The organism is Streptococcus oralis, from assembly GCF_001578935.1.
GTDB classification, from domain to species: domain Bacteria; phylum Bacillota; class Bacilli; order Lactobacillales; family Streptococcaceae; genus Streptococcus; species Streptococcus oralis_R.
This window is the reverse complement of the sequence record NZ_KQ969521.1, coordinates 734,586-751,784: the sequence shown is the minus strand read 5'-3', so window position 1 is coordinate 751,784 and position 17,199 is coordinate 734,586. Positions and strand designations below refer to the sequence as shown.

Below are 17,199 nucleotides of genomic sequence, written 5' to 3'. Positions count from 1 at the left end.
TTGATATGTATAACCTATTATTAACCATTTTATTAGTATTATCTGTTGTGATTGTGATTGCGATTTTCATGCAGCCAACTAAGAACCAATCCAGCAATGTATTTGATGCCAGCTCAGGTGATTTGTTTGAACGTAGTAAAGCGCGTGGTTTTGAAGCTGTGATGCAACGTTTGACAGGTATTTTAGTCTTTTTCTGGCTAGCCATTGCCTTAGCATTGACAGTATTATCAAGTAGATAAGAAATGGGCGAGACTAGGTCTTAGCCTATTTTTATTTTGAATGATGTTTACTAAAGTTATCACTCAAAAAAATTTTAAAAATCTAGAAAGAAAACATGAAAGATAAAATTAAAGAATATTTGCAAGAGAAGGGGCGAGTAACGGTAAATGACCTGGCTCAGGCTCTCGGAAAGGATGGGTCCAAGGATTTCCGTGAGTTGATTAAAACCCTGTCTCTGATGGAAAGAAAGCACCAGATTCGTTTTGAAGATGATGGTAGCTTATGTCTGGACCAAAAGAAGAAACATGAAATTACCCTCAAAGGGATTTTTCATGCCCATAAAAACGGCTTTGGCTTTGTCAGTCTAGAAGGCGAAGAGGACGATCTTTTTGTAGGAAAAAACGATGTCAACTATGCCATTGATGGTGATACCGTAGAGGTGGTCATCAAGAAAGTTGCTGACCGCAACAAGGGAACAGCTGCCGAAGCTAAAATTATTGATATCTTAGAACACAGCCTGACGACAGTTGTCGGGAAAATCGTTCTGGATCAGGAAAAACCTAAGTATGCTGGCTACATTCGTTCAAAAAATCAGAAAATCAGCCAACCGATCTATGTGAAGAAACCAGCTATCAAGTTGGAAGGTACTGAAGTTCTCAAGGTCTTTATCGATAAATACCCAAGTAAGAAACATGATTTCTTTGTTGCTAGTGTCCTTGATGTGGTGGGGCACTCGACTGATGCTGGGATTGACGTTCTTGAAGTCTTGGAATCCATGGATATTGTTTCAGAATTTCCAGAAGCTGTTCTCAAGGAGGCAGAAAGTGTACCAGAAGCTCCGTCTCAAAAGGATATGGAAGGTCGTCTGGACCTGAGAGATGAGCTTACCTTTACCATTGACGGTGCGGATGCCAAGGACTTGGACGATGCGGTCCACATCAAGCCTTTAAAGAATGGCAATATCGAACTCGGAGTTCACATCGCGGATGTTTCCTACTACGTGACTGAGGGTTCTGCCCTCGACAAGGAAGCCCTTAACCGCGCGACTTCTGTCTACGTGACAGACCGTGTGGTGCCAATGCTTCCAGAGCGTTTGTCAAACGGCATTTGCTCTCTCAACCCTCAAGTAGATCGCTTGACCCAGTCTGCTATTATGGAAATTGATAAACACGGTCGTGTAGTTAATTACACCATTACACAAACAGTGATCAAGACTAGTTTTCGGATGACCTATAGCGCTGTTAATGATATCTTAGCAGGTGACGAGGAAAAAAGACAAGAGTTTAAGAAAATTGTTCCTAGTATCGAGCTTATGGCTAAGCTTCATGAAAGGCTAGAAAGCATGCGTGAGAAGCGTGGTGCCCTCAATTTTGATACTAATGAAGCTAAGATTCTAGTGGATAAAAAAGGCAAGCCAGTTGATATTGTTCTTCGTCAGCGTGGTGTTGCTGAGCGGATGATCGAGTCCTTCATGTTGATTGCCAACGAAACGGTTGCCGAACACTTTAGTAAGCTGGACCTTCCTTTTATCTATCGGATTCACGAGGAGCCCAAGGCTGAAAAGGTTCAGAAATTCATTGATTACGCTTCGAGCTTTGGTTTGCGAATTTATGGGACTGCTAGTGAGATTAGCCAGGAGGCTCTTCAAGACATCATGCGTGCTGTTGAGGGAGAACCCTATGCGGATGTATTGTCCATGATGCTTCTCCGTTCTATGCAACAAGCTCGCTATTCAGAGCACAATCACGGTCACTATGGTCTTGCTGCTGATTATTACACTCACTTTACCAGCCCTATTCGCCGTTATCCTGACCTTCTAGTCCATCGAATGATTCGAGATTACGGCCGTTCCAAGGAAATAGCTGAGCATTTTGAGCAAGTGATTCCAGAGATTGCAACCCAGTCTTCCAATCGTGAACGTCGTGCCATCGAGGCCGAGCGTGAAGTCGAAGCCATGAAAAAGGCTGAGTACATGGAAGAATACGTGGGTGAAGAGTATGACGCTGTTGTATCCAGCATTGTCAAGTTTGGTCTCTTTGTCGAATTGCCAAATACAGTCGAAGGATTGATTCACATTACCAATTTGCCTGAATTTTATCATTTTAATGAACGTGATTTGACTCTTCGTGGGGAAAAATCAGGAACAACTTTCCGTGTAGGACAGCAAATTCGCATTCGGGTTGAAAGAGCAGACAAGATGACAGGAGAGATTGATTTCTCTTATCTCCCAAGTGAGTTTGATGTTATCGAAAAAGGCTTGAAACAAGCTGGCCGCAAAGACCGAGGACGTAGCTTTGGTCGTCGTTCAGAAAAGAAGGAAGACAAGAAAAGACAAGGTCATTCTAAAGAGAAGCCTAAGCATTCACAAAAAGATAAGAAGAAAAAAGGCAAGAAACCTTTTTACAAAGAAGTAGCTAAGAAAGGAGCCAAGCATGGCAAAGGGCGAGGGAAAGGTCGTCGCACAAAATAAAAAGGCGCACCACGACTATACAATCGTAGATACGCTAGAGGCAGGGATGGTCCTGACTGGAACTGAAATCAAGAGCGTTCGAGCTGCTCGAATCAATCTCAAGGACGGCTTTGCCCAAGTAAAAAATGGGGAAGTCTGGCTGAGCAATGTTCATATCGCCCCTTACGAAGAGGGCAATATCTGGAACCAGGAACCAGAACGCCGTCGTAAACTCCTGCTCCATAAGAAGCAAATTCAAAAATTGGAACAAGAGACCAAAGGGACAGGAATGACCCTTGTTCCCCTCAAAGTCTATATCAAAGATGGCTACGCTAAACTCCTTTTAGGACTTGCTAAAGGGAAACATGACTATGACAAACGAGAGTCAATCAAGCGTCGTGAACAAAACCGCGACATCGCGCGTGTGATGAAAGCTGTCAACCAGCGTTAAGAAGAGGAAGTAAAATGGAAAAATTAATTGCCTATAAACGGATGCCCTTGTGGAATAAACAGACCATGCCTGAAGCAGTTCAGCAAAAGCACAATACTAAAGTCGGCACTTGGGGAAAAATTACTGTCTTGAAAGGGGTACTCAAGTTTATTGAGCTGGCTGAAGATGGTGAGGTTCTAGCTGAACACCTCTTTGAAGCAGGAGCAGATAACCCTATGGCACAACCGCAAGCTTGGCACCGAGTAGAGGCATCCACAGATGATGTAGAATGGTACTTGGAATTTTATTGTAAACCTGAGGATTATTTCCCTAAGAGATACCAGACAAATCCAGTCCATTCAGAGGTCCTAGAAGCTATGCAAACGGTGAAACCAGGAAGAGCCTTGGATTTGGGTTGTGGTCAAGGACGTAACTCTCTCTTTCTTGCACAGAATGGTTTTGATGTGACAGCTGTGGATCAAAATGAATTGTCCCTTGAAATCTTGCAAAGGATTGTGGAACAAGAGGATCTAGACATGTCTGTCGGACTTTATGATATCAATTCAGCCAGCATTAGCCAAGACTATGATTTTATCGTATCAACTGTTGTTCTGATGTTCTTACAAACGGACCGTATTCCAGCTATTATCCAAAATATGCAGGAGCACACCACGGTCGGTGGTTATAACCTTATCGTCTGTGCTATGGATACGGAGGATTATCCTTGCTCAGTCAACTTTCCATTCACCTTTAAAGAAGGGGAGTTGGCGGACTACTACAAGGATTGGGAATTGGTCAAGTATAATGAAAACCCAGGACATCTGCACCGTCGTGATGAAAATGGTAATCGCATTCAACTACGCTTTGCGACTATGTTAGCCAAAAAAGTCAAGTAAATCAAACCTATACCAGCGAATAGAAACCACTTTGCAAGGTTTCTATTCGTTTTTGTTTGAGTTGGTTGATTGGGGTAAGCAGGATTTTATGCTATACTAGAAGTAGGAAATCTGAGCAGTAGGGCTGTATTGCTGATATTCTCAGCGCAAGAAAGTCTTTATGATGGAGGTGGTCGAATGACGAGTCTTTTGGTAGAATTGTATGATCGGCATGTATTGGAAAAGAATGTCTACCAAGCCTTTATCAGTGATTGTGACGAGATTCTTTTTCTATCTTTGACGAAAATAAGCAATGAAGAGAAGCTATCTCTCCGTCAGTTTATCATGGAAGAGGTGCCTCATATCCAACGAGTGACCTTTCGTCAGTTATCCTTAGAACAACTAGCAGACCAGTTAGATTATTGTCTAGCAGGCTATGACCAAGTCCTTCTCGATGTTTTTGGTGGGGATTCGCTACTAGCCTTATCTCTCTATCAATACGGCTTGGATCGGCAGCTCCCCATCGTTGCCATGGATGTCGAGCGAGGAAAACAATACAAGTGGGTAGCCGGCCAGTTAGAAAAAGAAGATTTGGACATTCCAACACTAAGCATCCAACAGCTGATAGCCTTACGTGGTGGAAAAATGCTCAAATCAAAACGCCCTATCCACTCAGCTCAGCAAGTTGCAGCCATCAAAAAACTAGCCAGCTCTGCCATTTCCAATCCCACCCACTGGTATCAAGTGACCCAATTTTTCTCCTTAGCTAAGACCAATGACCTTCATGCTGAAACTGAAAAGATACTGGAAAACAACGGCAAGTATTATCACTATCCAGAATCCCTCATCCCTTTACTTGTGGAAGCGGGGATGCTTTGTATTGAAAGCGAGGACAAGGAGCGAGTAGCATACAGCTTTCCAAGTCAAGAAGCTCAAGTCTTTTGTCGCAACAAGGGGCATATTTTAGAGGTATATCTCTATCTCTTGGCGCTTGAGTCTCAGCTGTTTGATGAGTGCATGATAGGCGGTGAGATTGATTGGAATGGCATCTTTCCAGAGGCAGACAATGTTCAAAATGAGATTGATGTCATTCTGAGAAAGGGACGCTCGATTACCTTTATCTCTTGCAAGATGACGGATTTATCAGTTGAAGCCATCAACGAACTAGAAGTCTATGCCAATCATTTTGCTGGGGAAAGTTGCCTCAAGTTAATTGTCTGTACGGGGAAAATCAATCCCGTTTATGCCAACCGCTGTCAAGAATACGGCGTGCTGGTCATTAGAAGTGAGCAGATTCCCAATCTCATACCCATGCTAAAAAAATATTCTAAGAGACAAAAAAGATAAGAAATAATATCATGAAAGGCTGGAATTCCAGCTTTTTTTAACTTCTTTTTCGAATAAATGAGAAAAGGAGGTAGACCATGTTTGTAGCCAAAGATGCCAAGGGAATTTTGGTGAATGCCCTTGAAAAAGATGTGACCAAGCAAGCTTATACTTGCCCAGCCTGTGGGGGTGGACTACGATTACGTCAGGGACAGAGTATTCGAACGCATTTTGCCCATGAAAGGTTAAGAGATTGCATCGCTATTTTCGAGAATGAAAGTCCAGAACACTTGGGCAACAAAGAGACCCTTTATCACTGGGCCAAGAAAGACAGTCAGGTCTCCTTAGAATATAGCCTGCCCGAGATTCAGCAGGTTGCGGATGTTCTTGTCAATGAGAAATTAGCTCTGGAGGTCCAGTGCAGTCCCTTGTCTCAAAAGCTTTTAGGCAATAGAAGTCAAGGCTACCGTAGCCAGGGCTATCAGGTTATCTGGCTACTGGGAGAAAAGCTCTGGTTAAAAGAGCGATTAACACAACTGCAAAGGGGATTTCTCTATTTGAGTCAAAATATGGGTTTCTTTGTTTGGGAACTGGATCTCAAAAGGAAAATTTTGAGACTCAAATATCTTTTGCATCAGGACCTACGTGGCAAGCTTCATTTTCAGGTCAAAGAATTTCCCTATGGCCAAGGAAATCTCTTGGAAATTCTACGATTTCCTTATCAAAAACAAAAACTACCTCGTTTTGCAGTTGTGCAAGATTCCACTATCTGTCACTACATTCGCCAACAGTTGTACTATCAAACGTCCTACTGGATGAAGAAGCAGGAGGAAGCTTATCATCGAGGAGACAATCTATTAAACCGTCAACTGGATGACTGGTATCCCCAGGTCAGACCGATAGAGTCAGGTGATTTTTTGCAGATTGAAACGGATTTGACTAGCTATTATAGAAATTTTCAGGCTTACTATCAAAAAAATCCGAAAAATAATCGCCAAAAGCTCTATCCACCAGCTTTTTATCACTTATATTTCTCAAAAAATGTGGTAAAATAGAAAGGATGGAGGAATCTTATGGTATTACAACGACATGAAATAAATGAAAAAGATACATGGGATCTTTCGACAATCTACCCAACAGACCAGGCTTGGGAAGAAGCCTTGAAAGATTTAACTGAAAAAGTACAAACAGCAGCCCAGTATGAGGGGCATCTCTTGGATAGCGCAGACAGTTTGCTTGAGATTACAGAATTCTCACTTGACTTGGAACGCCAAGTTGAAAAGCTTTATGTCTATGCACATATGAAAAATGACCAGGACACGCGTGAAGCCAAGTATCAAGAGTACTATGCTAAGGCAATGACCCTATACAGTCAGTTAGAACAAGCCTTTTCATTCTATGAACCTGAGTTTATGGAGATTAGCGAAGAGCAGTATACGGCCTTCCTAGAAGCTCAACCAAAACTCCAAGTTTACAAACACTTTTTTGACAAGCTCTTGCAAAAGAAAGACCATGTTCTTTCGCAACGTGAGGAAGAATTGCTTGCTGGAGCAGGAGAAATCTTTGGCGCTGCTAGTGAAACCTTCGCTATTTTGGACAATGCGGATATTAGCTTCCCATACGTGCTTGATGACGAAGGCAAGGAAGTGCAACTCTCACACGGTACATACATTCGTTTGATGGAGTCTAAAAATCGTGAAGTGCGTCGTGGTGCCTATGAAGCCCTTTATGCGACATATGAGCAATTCCAACACACTTATGCTAAGACCTTGCAGACAAATGTTAAGGTGCAAAACTACCGTGCCAAAGTTCGCAATTATAAGAGCGCTCGCCATGCAGCCCTCGCAGCAAACTTTGTTCCAGAAAGTGTCTATGACAATCTAGTGGCAGCAGTTCGCAAACATTTGCCACTCTTGCATCGATATCTTAACCTTCGTTCTAAAATCTTGGGTATTTCTGATCTCAAGATGTACGATGTCTACACTCCACTGTCTTCAGTAGAATACAGTTTTACCTACGAAGAAGCCTTGAAAAAGGCAGAAGAAGCTTTGGCGGTTTTAGGTGAGGATTACTTGAGCCGTGTCAAACGTGCCTTCAGCGAGCGTTGGATTGATGTCTATGAAAATCAAGGCAAGCGTTCTGGTGCCTACTCTGGTGGTTCTTATGATACCAATGCCTTTATGCTTCTCAACTGGCAGGACAATCTAGACAATCTCTTTACCCTTGTCCATGAAACAGGTCACAGTATGCATTCAAGCTATACTCGTGAAACTCAGCCTTATGTTTACGGGGATTACTCTATCTTCTTGGCTGAGATTGCCTCAACGACTAACGAAAATATCTTGACAGAGAAATTGTTGGAAGAAGTAGAAGACGACGCAACGCGCTTTGCTATTCTCAATAACTTCCTAGATGGTTTCCGTGGAACAGTCTTCCGTCAAACTCAATTCGCTGAGTTTGAACACGCTATCCACCAAGCAGACCAAAATGGAGAAGTCTTGACAAGTGATTTCCTCAATAAACTCTACGCTGACTTGAACCAAGAGTACTATGGACTCAGCAAGGAAGACAATCCTCAGATCCAATACGAGTGGGCGCGCATTCCACACTTCTACTATAACTATTATGTTTATCAGTATTCAACTGGTTTTGCAGCTGCTTCAGCCTTGGCTGAGAAGATTGTTCATGGTAGCCAAGAAGACCGTGACCGCTATATCGACTACCTCAAGGCTGGTAAGTCTGACTATCCACTCAATGTTATGAGAAAAGCGGGTGTTGATATGGAAAAAGAAGACTATCTTAACGATGCATTTGCAGTCTTTGAACGTCGCTTAAACGAGTTTGAAGCCCTTGTTGAAAAATTAGGACTAGCTTAAGATGGTAGAGTCTTATAGTAAAAATGCCAATCACAATATGCGACGTCCCGTCGTCAAGGAAGAAATCGTAGAACTCATGCGCCAGCGTCAAAAGCAGGTGACAGGTTCTTTGAAAGAATTGGAGACCTTCGCTCGCAAGGAAAACATTCCCATTATTCCCCATGAAACGGTCGCGTATTTTCGATTTCTCATGGAGACTATACAGCCTAAGAACATTTTGGAAATTGGGACGGCAATTGGTTTTTCAGCCCTCTTGATGGCGGAACATGCGCCAGATGCCAAGATTACAACCATTGACCGTAATCCAGAAATGATAGGCTTTGCAAAGGAAAACTTTGCCCAGTTTGACAGTCGTAAGCAAATCACACTCTTGGAGGGAGATGCAGTCGATGTTTTATCTACTTTGACAGAAACTTATGACTTTGTCTTTATGGACTCAGCCAAGTCCAAGTACATCGCCTTTCTGCCTGAAATCCTCAAACATTTGGAAGTCGGTGGAGTGGTGGTCTTGGATGATATTTTTCAAGGAGGAGATGTTGCCAAGGACATCATGGAAGTCCGCCGAGGTCAACGCACCATTTACCGTGGTTTGCAAAGACTTTTCGACGCAACTTTGGACAATCCAGGTCTAACAGCAACTCTAGTTCCGCTTGGGGACGGCATTCTCATGCTACGAAAGAGTGTAGCAGAAGTAGAGCTTCCTGAGAGCGAATGATTTTCAGAAAAATTTAAGAAATTATAGTAAAATAGATAAGGTAACACTTACCGTAAAAGGAGTAAAAATGAAGAAAAAACTTATGGCAGGAGCCATCACACTTTTATCAGTAGCAACACTTGCAGCTTGTTCAAACAGTTCTGAAGGAAAAGATTTGATCAGCATGAAGGGCGATGTGATTACAGAGCATCAATTCTTTGAAGAAGTAAAGAACAATCCAACTGCACAACAAGTCTTGCTCAATATGACCATCCAAAAAGTATTTGAACAACAATATGGGTCAGAAGTAACGGATAAAGATGTGGATGACGCTGTTGCTGAAGAACAAAAGAAATACGGCGATAGCTACAACAGCGTGCTTCAACGTGCAGGTATGACACCTGAGACTCGTAAAGCTCAAATCCGTACCAGCAAATTGGTTGAATTAGCGGTTAAAAAGGCTGCAGAGAGCGAGTTGACAGACGAAGCCTACCAAAAAGCTTTTGAGTCTTACACACCAGATGTAACAGCTCAAATCATCCGTTTGGATAATGAAGACAAGGCAAAAGAAGTGCTTGAGAAAGCTAAAGCAGAAGGTGCAGATTTTGCTCAGTTGGCAAAAGATAACTCTAACGACGACAAGACCAAAGAAAATGGTGGAGAAATCACTTTTGACTCTGCTTCTACAGAACTTCCAGAACAAGTCAAGAAGGCAGCCTTTGCCTTGGATGTGAACGGGGTTTCTGATGTGATTACAGCTACTGGAACACAAGCCTACAGTAGTCAGTTCTACATCATCAAAGTAACGAAGAAAACAGAAAAATCTTCTAATATAGAGGATTACAAAGAAAAATTGAAGACCATCATCTTGACTCAAAAACAAAATGATTCAGCCTTTGTTCAAGGAGTAATTGGTAAAGAATTGCAAGCAGCAAACATCAAGGTTAAAGACCAATCATTCCAAAACATCTTCACCCAATACATCGGTGGTGGTGACTCAAGCTCAAGTAGCAGTTCTTCATCTAACTAAGAAAGCAAAAAACAAATCTCAAAAGAGATTTGTTTTTTTTATACCTGATACTAGAAAATGAGTAAAATTCGAAGGATTAAAGGATAAGAGTTTTTTTCTTTCTGAAAAAGTGGTATAATAGCAATCAAAACTAGAAAATAAAACGGAATTGGGAACAGAAGTGTCTGTTCCTATTAGAGTGGTGAATATGAAAATTAGTAAAAGGCACCTACTAAACTATTCCATTTTGATTCCTTACTTCCTTTTATCGATTTTGGGGCTGATTGTGGTGTACTCGACAACGAGTGCAACCTTGATCGAAGAAGGAAAAAGCGCTTTTCAATTGGTGCGTAACCAGGGAATCTTCTGGGTAGCTAGTTTGATTCTGATTGCCTTAATCTATAAATTAAAATTAGGTTTCCTAAGAAATGGGCGTCTCATCTTTATCGTAATGATTGTGGAGATGGTTCTTTTAGCTCTGGCGCGACTGGTCGGAACACCTGTCAATGGAGCATATGGATGGATTTCTGTAGGACCTGTAACGATTCAGCCTGCGGAGTACCTTAAGATTATCATCATCTGGTATCTGGCACATCGATTTTCAAAGGAACAGGATGAGATTGCGGTTTATGACTTCCAGGTTTTGACACAGAACCAGTGGCTACCTCGAGCCTTTAACGACTGGCGTTTTGTTTTGCTGGTTCTGATTGGTAGCTTGGGAATTTTCCCCGACTTGGGAAATGCGACCATCTTGATCTTGGTGGCGCTCATCATGTATACGGTAAGTGGGATTGCCTACCGTTGGTTCTCGACCATTCTGGCTCTCTTAGCAGGGAGCTCAATGTTAGTCTTGTCTGTCATTCGTCTCGTTGGGGTTGAAAAGTTCTCTCAAATTCCTGTATTTGGTTACGTTGCTAAACGTTTCAGTGCCTTCTTTAATCCCTTTAATGACTTGGCGGGGGCAGGACACCAGCTCGCAAATTCCTACTATGCAATGGTAAATGGTGGCTGGTTCGGACTTGGATTAGGAAATTCTATCGAGAAGCGTGGTTATCTACCAGAAGCCCATACAGATTTCGTTTTTTCGATTGTCATCGAGGAGTTTGGATTCGTTGGAGCCGGTATGATTTTGGCTTTACTCTTCTTCTTGATTTTGCGAATCACCTTGGTTGGTATTCGAGCCAAGGATCCCTTTAACTCCATGGTTGCTATTGGTGTCGGAGGGATGATCCTAGTTCAGGTTTTTGTCAATATCGGTGGGATTTCAGGGTTGATTCCTTCTACAGGGGTAACCTTCCCCTTCCTTTCACAAGGTGGGAACAGTCTATTGGTATTATCTGTAGCCATCGCGCTTGTACTAAACATTGATGCAAGTGAAAAACGTGCCAAACTTATCAGAGAATACGAAAATCAAACCGATGAAAGTCTGTAAGGATTGAATGGAAAGGAAAGTATATGTCTCTTCAAAAATTAGAAAACTACAGTAATAAAGCAGTCGTCCAAGAAGAAGTCTTGATTCTGACTGATTTATTAGAAGATATCACAAAAAATATGCTAGCGCCAGAAACCTTTGAAAAGATTATCCAGTTGAAGGAATTATCAACTAGCGAGAATTATCAAGGGCTCAATGACCTAGTGACCAGTCTTTCGAATGAAGAAATGATTTACATTTCACGCTATTTCTCTATCCTTCCACTTTTGATTAATATCTCTGAGGATGTGGATTTGGCCTATGAAATCAATCACCAAAACAATGTGGACCAAGACTATCTAGGGAAACTATCTACAACGATTAAGATGGTAGCTGAAAAAGAAAATGCAGCTGAAATTTTAGAAAAGTTAAATGTCGTTCCTGTCTTGACCGCCCATCCAACGCAAGTACAACGCAAGAGTATGCTGGATTTGACCAACCATATCCATACGCTTTTGCGCAAGTACCGTGATGTCAAACTCGGCTTGATTAATAAAGAAAAATGGCACGCAGATCTCCGCCGTTACATTGAAATTATCATGCAAACGGACATGATTCGTGAGAAGAAACTGAAGGTAACCAACGAAATCACCAACGTGATGGAGTATTACCAAAGTTCTTTCCTGAATGCTGTTCCGCGTTTGACAGCTGAGTATAAAAAATTAGCTAAAGAACAAGGTATCGAGCTCCAACATCCAAAACCGATTACTATGGGGATGTGGATCGGAGGAGACCGTGATGGAAATCCTTTCGTAACTGCGGAAACTCTCAACAAATCAGCCTTGACTCAGTGCGAAGTCATCATGAACTACTATGATGAAAAGATTTATAATCTTTATCGTGAATTTTCACTGTCAACCAGCATCGTGAATGTCAGCGACAAGGTCCGTGAGATGGCGCTGAAGTCACAAGACAACTCGATTTATCGTGAAAAAGAACTCTATCGCCGTGCCCTTTTTGACATCCAAGCTAAGATGCAGGCAACCAAGGCTTATTTGATTGAAGACAAGGACCTTCAGCCTAGATATGCCACTGCAGATGAATTTTATCAAGATTTGTTGGCCATTCGCGACTCTCTCCTTGAGAACAAAGGAGAATACCTGATTTCAGGAGAATTTGTCGAGTTGATGCAAGCTGTCGAAATTTTTGGTTTCTACCTTGCTTCTATTGATATGCGCCAGGATTCTAGTGTTCACGAAGCCTGTGTGGCTGAATTGCTAGCATCAGCTGGTATTAACGACCATTATAGCGACCTTTCTGAAGACGAAAAATGTGCCCTCCTCTTAAAAGAGTTGGAAGAAGATCCTCGTATCCTCTCAGCGACTCATGCTGAAAAGTCAGAACTGCTTGAAAAAGAACTCTCTATCTTTAAAGCTGCGCGTAAGTTGAAGGACAAACTAGGTGAAAATGTCATTCGTCAAACCATCATTTCTCACGCAACAAGTGTATCCGATATGCTCGAGCTAGCCATTATGCTTAAGGAAGTCGGCTTGGTGGATGCCCAAAAAGCCCGCGTTCAGATTGTTCCCCTCTTTGAAACGATCGAAGATTTGGATCATTCGGAAGAAACCATGAGAAAATATTTCTCTCTACCTTTGGCTAAAAAATGGATTGCTTCAAAAGACAACTACCAAGAAATCATGCTTGGCTACTCTGATAGTAACAAAGACGGTGGTTACCTGTCATCGTGTTGGACTCTCTATAAAGCTCAACAACAACTGACTGCTATTGGAGATGAATTTGGCGTTAAAGTCACTTTCTTCCACGGTCGTGGTGGTACTGTGGGTCGTGGTGGTGGACCAACTTATGAAGCTATCACATCTCAACCACTCAAGTCTATCAAAGACCGCATCCGTCTGACTGAGCAAGGAGAAGTCATTGGAAACAAATACGGTAACAAAGACGCTGCCTATTATAACCTTGAAATGTTGGTTTCTGCAGCCATTAACCGTATGATTACCAAGAAGAAGAGTGATACCAATACGTCAAATCGTTACGAAGCTATTATGGATCAAGTAGTGGACCGTAGCTACGATATCTATCGTGATTTGGTCTTTGGAAATGAACATTTCTATGACTATTTCTTTGAATCAAGTCCAATCAAGGCTATTTCAAGCTTCAATATCGGTTCGCGTCCAGCAGCTCGTAAGACCATCACTGAAATTGGCGGTTTGCGTGCCATTCCTTGGGTCTTCTCATGGTCACAAAGTCGTGTCATGTTCCCTGGGTGGTATGGTGTGGGATCAAGCTTTAAAGAGTTTATTGATCAAGATCCAAAGAATATCGAGTTCCTTCGAGACATGTACCAAAACTGGCCTTTCTTCCAATCTCTGCTTTCCAATGTGGACATGGTCTTATCTAAGTCTAACATGAACATTGCTTTTGAATATGCCAAGCTCTGTGAAGACGAAGAAGTACAAGCTATCTACTACACCATTTTAGATGAATGGCAGTTGACTAAGGACGTTATTTTAGCTATCGAAGGTTATGACGAACTCTTGGCAGAAAACTCTTACCTAAAAGACAGTCTAAACTATCGTATGCCTTACTTTAATATCCTGAACTACATCCAGTTGGAGTTGATCAAACGTCAACGTCGCGGCGAATTGTCGGCTGACGAAGAAAAACTGATCCATACAACTATTAACGGAATTGCAACTGGTTTACGTAATTCAGGCTGATATTCAACAAACTTCCTCTTTTTTCAAGGGGAAGTTTTTGAATTGTTTAAAAAATTCTAAAAATAGCCTTGACAAGTAGTTGAAAAATGATATAATTTAAACATTCAGAAAGTAATCATGCTCATTTTTTTAGAGAGTCTGTGGTTGGTGAAAGCAGATAGATGAAATTGATGAAATTGGGCTGAATGTACTTAAGAATTTGAAATCATAAAAATTCGGTGAGCACACCTTACAGTGCAACTCGTTATTGCGAGAAAGAGCGATAGGGATATTCCCTATAATTGAGGTGGCACCGCGCATCGACGTCCTCACACAAGTTTTTTGTGTGAGGATTTTTTTATGGGAGGAAAGATTATGAAATTTAAACGATGGCGTCGCTTGTTTTGAGTGAAAAGAGTATTATACAAGTGATTTAAAAGGAGAAAGAATATGAAAAATAAACGTTTAATTGGAATTATCGCTGGATTAGCAGTATTGGTGGTGGCTAGCTTGATTTATTCATCTATGAACAAGCCATCAGCTAAGGAAGAGCAAAAGGTCGCTAAGGTTGGTGTCCTTCAATTTGTTAGTCACCCATCCTTGGACTTGATTTATCAAGGGATTCAAGATGGACTAGCTGAAGAAGGCTATAAGGACGATCAAGTAAAAATCGACTTTATGAACTCTGAAGGAGATCAGAGCAAGGTTGCAACCATGAGTAAACAATTGGTAGCAAATGGAAATGACCTTGTTGTTGGGATTGCGACACCAGCAGCTCAAGGACTTGCTAGTGCTACAAAAGACCTACCTGTTATCATGGCTGCTATTACAGACCCAATCGGTGCTAACTTGGTCAAAGATTTGAAAAAACCAGGTGGCAACATCACAGGGGTATCAGACCACAACCCAGCTGAACAGCAAGTGGAATTGATTAAAACCCTCACACCAAATGTCAAAACAATCGGAGCTCTTTACTCAAGTAGCGAAGATAACTCAAAAACACAGGTAGAAGAATTCAATGCTTATGCTGAAAAAGCAGGTTTGACAGTCGAAACCTTTGCCGTTCCTTCGACTAACGAAATTGCTTCAACAGTCAATGTTATGACAAGCAAGGTCGATGCGATTTGGGTTCCAATTGACAACACCATCGCATCCGCATTCTCAACAGTTGTTTCAAGCAACCAAACAGCTAAAAAGCCAATCTACCCAAGTGCTACTGCCATGGTAGAAGCAGGTGGATTAGCATCTGTAGTAGTTGACCAACACGATCTTGGAGTGGCTACTGGTAAAATGATTGCCAAAGTTTTGAAAGGTGAAAAACCAGCTGATACGCCAGTTAATGTCTTTTCAACTGGTAAGTCAGTGATTAACAAAAAACTAGCGCAGGAACTTGGTATCACCATTCCTGAGTCCGTTCTAAAAGAAGCAGGACAAGTGATTGAATAAAGATAAAGGAGGAGCTGGACACATCTCCTCCCATTTTTACTAAAGAAAGAAATGAGTGAAAGATTATGATAGTATCCATTATTTCTCAGGGGATGGTCTGGGCGATTTTAGGTTTGGGAATCTTTATGACTTTTCGAATTTTGAATTTTCCAGATATGACTACTGAAGGTTCTTTTCCTCTTGGGGGAGCAGTAGCTGTAACCTTGATAACACAGGGAGTCAATCCATTCTTAGCGACCTTAGCTGCAGTAGGAGCGGGATGTCTAGCTGGAATGGCGACGGGACTTTTGTATACCAAAGGAAACATTCCAACCCTCTTATCAGGAATTTTAGTTATGACTTCCTGTCATTCCATCATGCTCATGATTATGGGACGTGCCAATCTGGGGCTTCTTGGAACCAAGCAAATTCAGGATGTCTTGCCTTTTGATTCGGATTTCAATCAACTGCTGACTGGATTAATCTTTGTAGCTCTTGTAATTGGTCTCATGCTCTTTTTCCTTGATACTAAACTAGGTCAAGCCTACATCGCTACCGGTGACAATCCCGATATGGCTCGTAGCTTTGGTATCAATACAGGACGTATGGAACTCATGGGCTTGGTTCTCTCAAATGGGATTATCGCGCTTGCAGGAGCCTTAATTGCTCAACAAGAAGGATACGCGGATGTTTCTCGAGGAATTGGCGTGATTGTCGTAGGGCTTGCTAGCTTGATTATTGGTGAGGTTTTATTCAAGAGTTTGACCTTGGCAGAGCGACTCATGACCATCGTTGTAGGGTCTATTGCTTATCAGTTCCTCGTTTGGGGAGTGATTGCTCTTGGGTTTAATACAAGTTATCTTCGTTTGTACAGCGCCTTGATTTTGGCAGTTTGCCTCATGATTCCAACCTTCAAAAGTAAATACCTGAAAGGAGTCAAGTTTAGCAAATGACAGCAATTGTAGAATTAAAAAATGCTACCAAAGTCATCACGAATGGCTTTGACGAGGAAAAAATCATCCTAAATGATGTTTCTCTTGAAATTTTCGAACATGATTTCATTACCATTCTAGGGGGAAATGGAGCTGGGAAGTCAACGCTTTTTAACACTATTGCAGGTACCTTACCTTTAACAAGTGGAAGTATCCGTATCATGGGCGAGGACGTGACGCATTTTTCACCTGAAAAGCGGGCTAAGTACTTGTCTCGTGTCTTTCAGGATCCTAAAATGGGTACGGCTCCTCGTATGACGGTGGCGGAAAATCTCTTGATTGCCAAGTTTCGTGGTGAGAAGAGAGGACTCCTTCCTAGGAGACTTTCAAGCCATAGGGAAGAGTTTCAGGCTACCATTGAAAAAGTGGGAAATGGTCTTGAGAAACATCTGGACACTCCGATTGAGTTTCTATCAGGCGGTCAACGCCAGGCCTTGAGTCTCTTGATGGCAACACTAAAACGTCCTGAACTCCTTTTATTGGATGAGCACACAGCTGCCCTTGACCCAAAAACAAGTGTGGCCTTGATGGAATTAACAGATGACTTTGTCAGCAAGGATCATCTGACAGCCTTGATGATTACCCACCATATGGAGGATGCACTAAAGTATGGCAATCGTCTGATTGTCATGAAGGAAGGTCGTATTATCCAAGACCTCAATAAAGAAGAAAAAGCTAAGATGAAGATTTCCGATTACTATCAATTATTTGAATAGATGAGTCATATTTTCATCAAAAATAGTGAAGAGAAACTTAGAAGCATTAAAGTGTTT

At 41.8% G+C, this 17,199-nt stretch carries 14 protein-coding genes and 1 other annotated feature; all 14 genes read left to right on the top strand.

Annotated elements, in window-relative coordinates; translation table 11 throughout:
• The first annotated feature begins 5 nt into the window (after window positions 1–5).
• A complete protein-coding gene (secG, locus tag SORDD15_RS03730) occupies window positions 6–239 on the top strand; it encodes a preprotein translocase subunit SecG (RefSeq protein ID WP_000282517.1) in 234 nt (77 codons plus the stop codon).
• Between the two features lie 95 nt (window positions 240–334).
• Window positions 335–2,689 (top strand): ribonuclease R, encoded by a 2,355-nt coding sequence (rnr, locus tag SORDD15_RS03725; protein ID WP_061414484.1) that lies wholly within the window; start codon window positions 335–337, stop codon window positions 2,687–2,689.
• On the top strand, window positions 2,652–3,119 hold the full coding sequence (smpB, locus tag SORDD15_RS03720) for an SsrA-binding protein SmpB (RefSeq protein ID WP_001051742.1): 468 nt from the start codon (window positions 2,652–2,654) through the stop codon (window positions 3,117–3,119). Before rnr ends, smpB begins: the two co-directional genes overlap by 38 nt.
• A gap of 14 nt (window positions 3,120–3,133) precedes the next feature.
• A complete protein-coding gene (gene tehB / locus SORDD15_RS03715) occupies window positions 3,134–3,994 on the top strand; it encodes an SAM-dependent methyltransferase TehB (protein WP_061414481.1) in 861 nt (286 codons plus the stop codon).
• 177 nt (window positions 3,995–4,171) lie between these two features.
• A complete protein-coding gene (locus SORDD15_RS03710) occupies window positions 4,172–5,320 on the top strand; it encodes a PDDEXK family nuclease (RefSeq protein WP_061414478.1) in 1,149 nt (382 codons plus the stop codon).
• A gap of 77 nt (window positions 5,321–5,397) precedes the next feature.
• Entirely contained in the window at window positions 5,398–6,354 is a 957-nt protein-coding gene (locus SORDD15_RS03705) for a competence protein CoiA (RefSeq protein WP_061414475.1), read from the top strand.
• 18 nt (window positions 6,355–6,372) lie between these two features.
• A complete protein-coding gene (gene pepF, locus SORDD15_RS03700; protein ID WP_061414473.1) occupies window positions 6,373–8,175 on the top strand; it encodes an oligoendopeptidase F in 1,803 nt (600 codons plus the stop codon).
• 1 nt (window position 8,176) lies between these two features.
• Window positions 8,177–8,890 (top strand): O-methyltransferase, encoded by a 714-nt coding sequence (locus SORDD15_RS03695; protein WP_081102353.1) that lies wholly within the window; start codon window positions 8,177–8,179, stop codon window positions 8,888–8,890.
• Window positions 8,891–8,957: 67 nt separating this feature from the next.
• The gene (gene prsA, locus SORDD15_RS03690; protein ID WP_000728082.1) at window positions 8,958–9,899 is read left to right on the top strand and encodes a peptidylprolyl isomerase PrsA; all 942 of its coding nucleotides are present in this window, start codon (window positions 8,958–8,960) and stop codon (window positions 9,897–9,899) included.
• Window positions 9,900–10,086: 187 nt separating this feature from the next.
• The gene (ftsW, locus tag SORDD15_RS03685; RefSeq protein WP_061414470.1) at window positions 10,087–11,310 is read left to right on the top strand and encodes a cell division peptidoglycan polymerase FtsW; all 1,224 of its coding nucleotides are present in this window, start codon (window positions 10,087–10,089) and stop codon (window positions 11,308–11,310) included.
• Between the two features lie 23 nt (window positions 11,311–11,333).
• Window positions 11,334–14,030, top strand: a complete 2,697-nt coding sequence (ppc, locus tag SORDD15_RS03680) for a phosphoenolpyruvate carboxylase (protein WP_061414467.1) — start codon at window positions 11,334–11,336, stop codon at window positions 14,028–14,030.
• A gap of 96 nt (window positions 14,031–14,126) precedes the next feature.
• Window positions 14,127–14,343: a binding site (T-box leader), on the top strand.
• A 116-nt stretch (window positions 14,344–14,459) separates the two neighbouring features.
• Window positions 14,460–15,455, top strand: coding sequence for a tryptophan ABC transporter substrate-binding protein (gene trpX, locus SORDD15_RS03675; RefSeq protein WP_061414465.1), 996 nt, complete (start codon window positions 14,460–14,462; stop codon window positions 15,453–15,455).
• A 65-nt stretch (window positions 15,456–15,520) separates the two neighbouring features.
• Window positions 15,521–16,387, top strand: coding sequence for an ABC transporter permease (locus SORDD15_RS03670; RefSeq protein WP_061414462.1), 867 nt, complete (start codon window positions 15,521–15,523; stop codon window positions 16,385–16,387).
• Window positions 16,384–17,142, top strand: a complete 759-nt coding sequence (locus SORDD15_RS03665; protein WP_000125419.1) for an ABC transporter ATP-binding protein — start codon at window positions 16,384–16,386, stop codon at window positions 17,140–17,142. Before SORDD15_RS03670 ends, SORDD15_RS03665 begins: the two co-directional genes overlap by 4 nt.
• Window positions 17,143–17,199 lie beyond the last annotated feature (57 nt).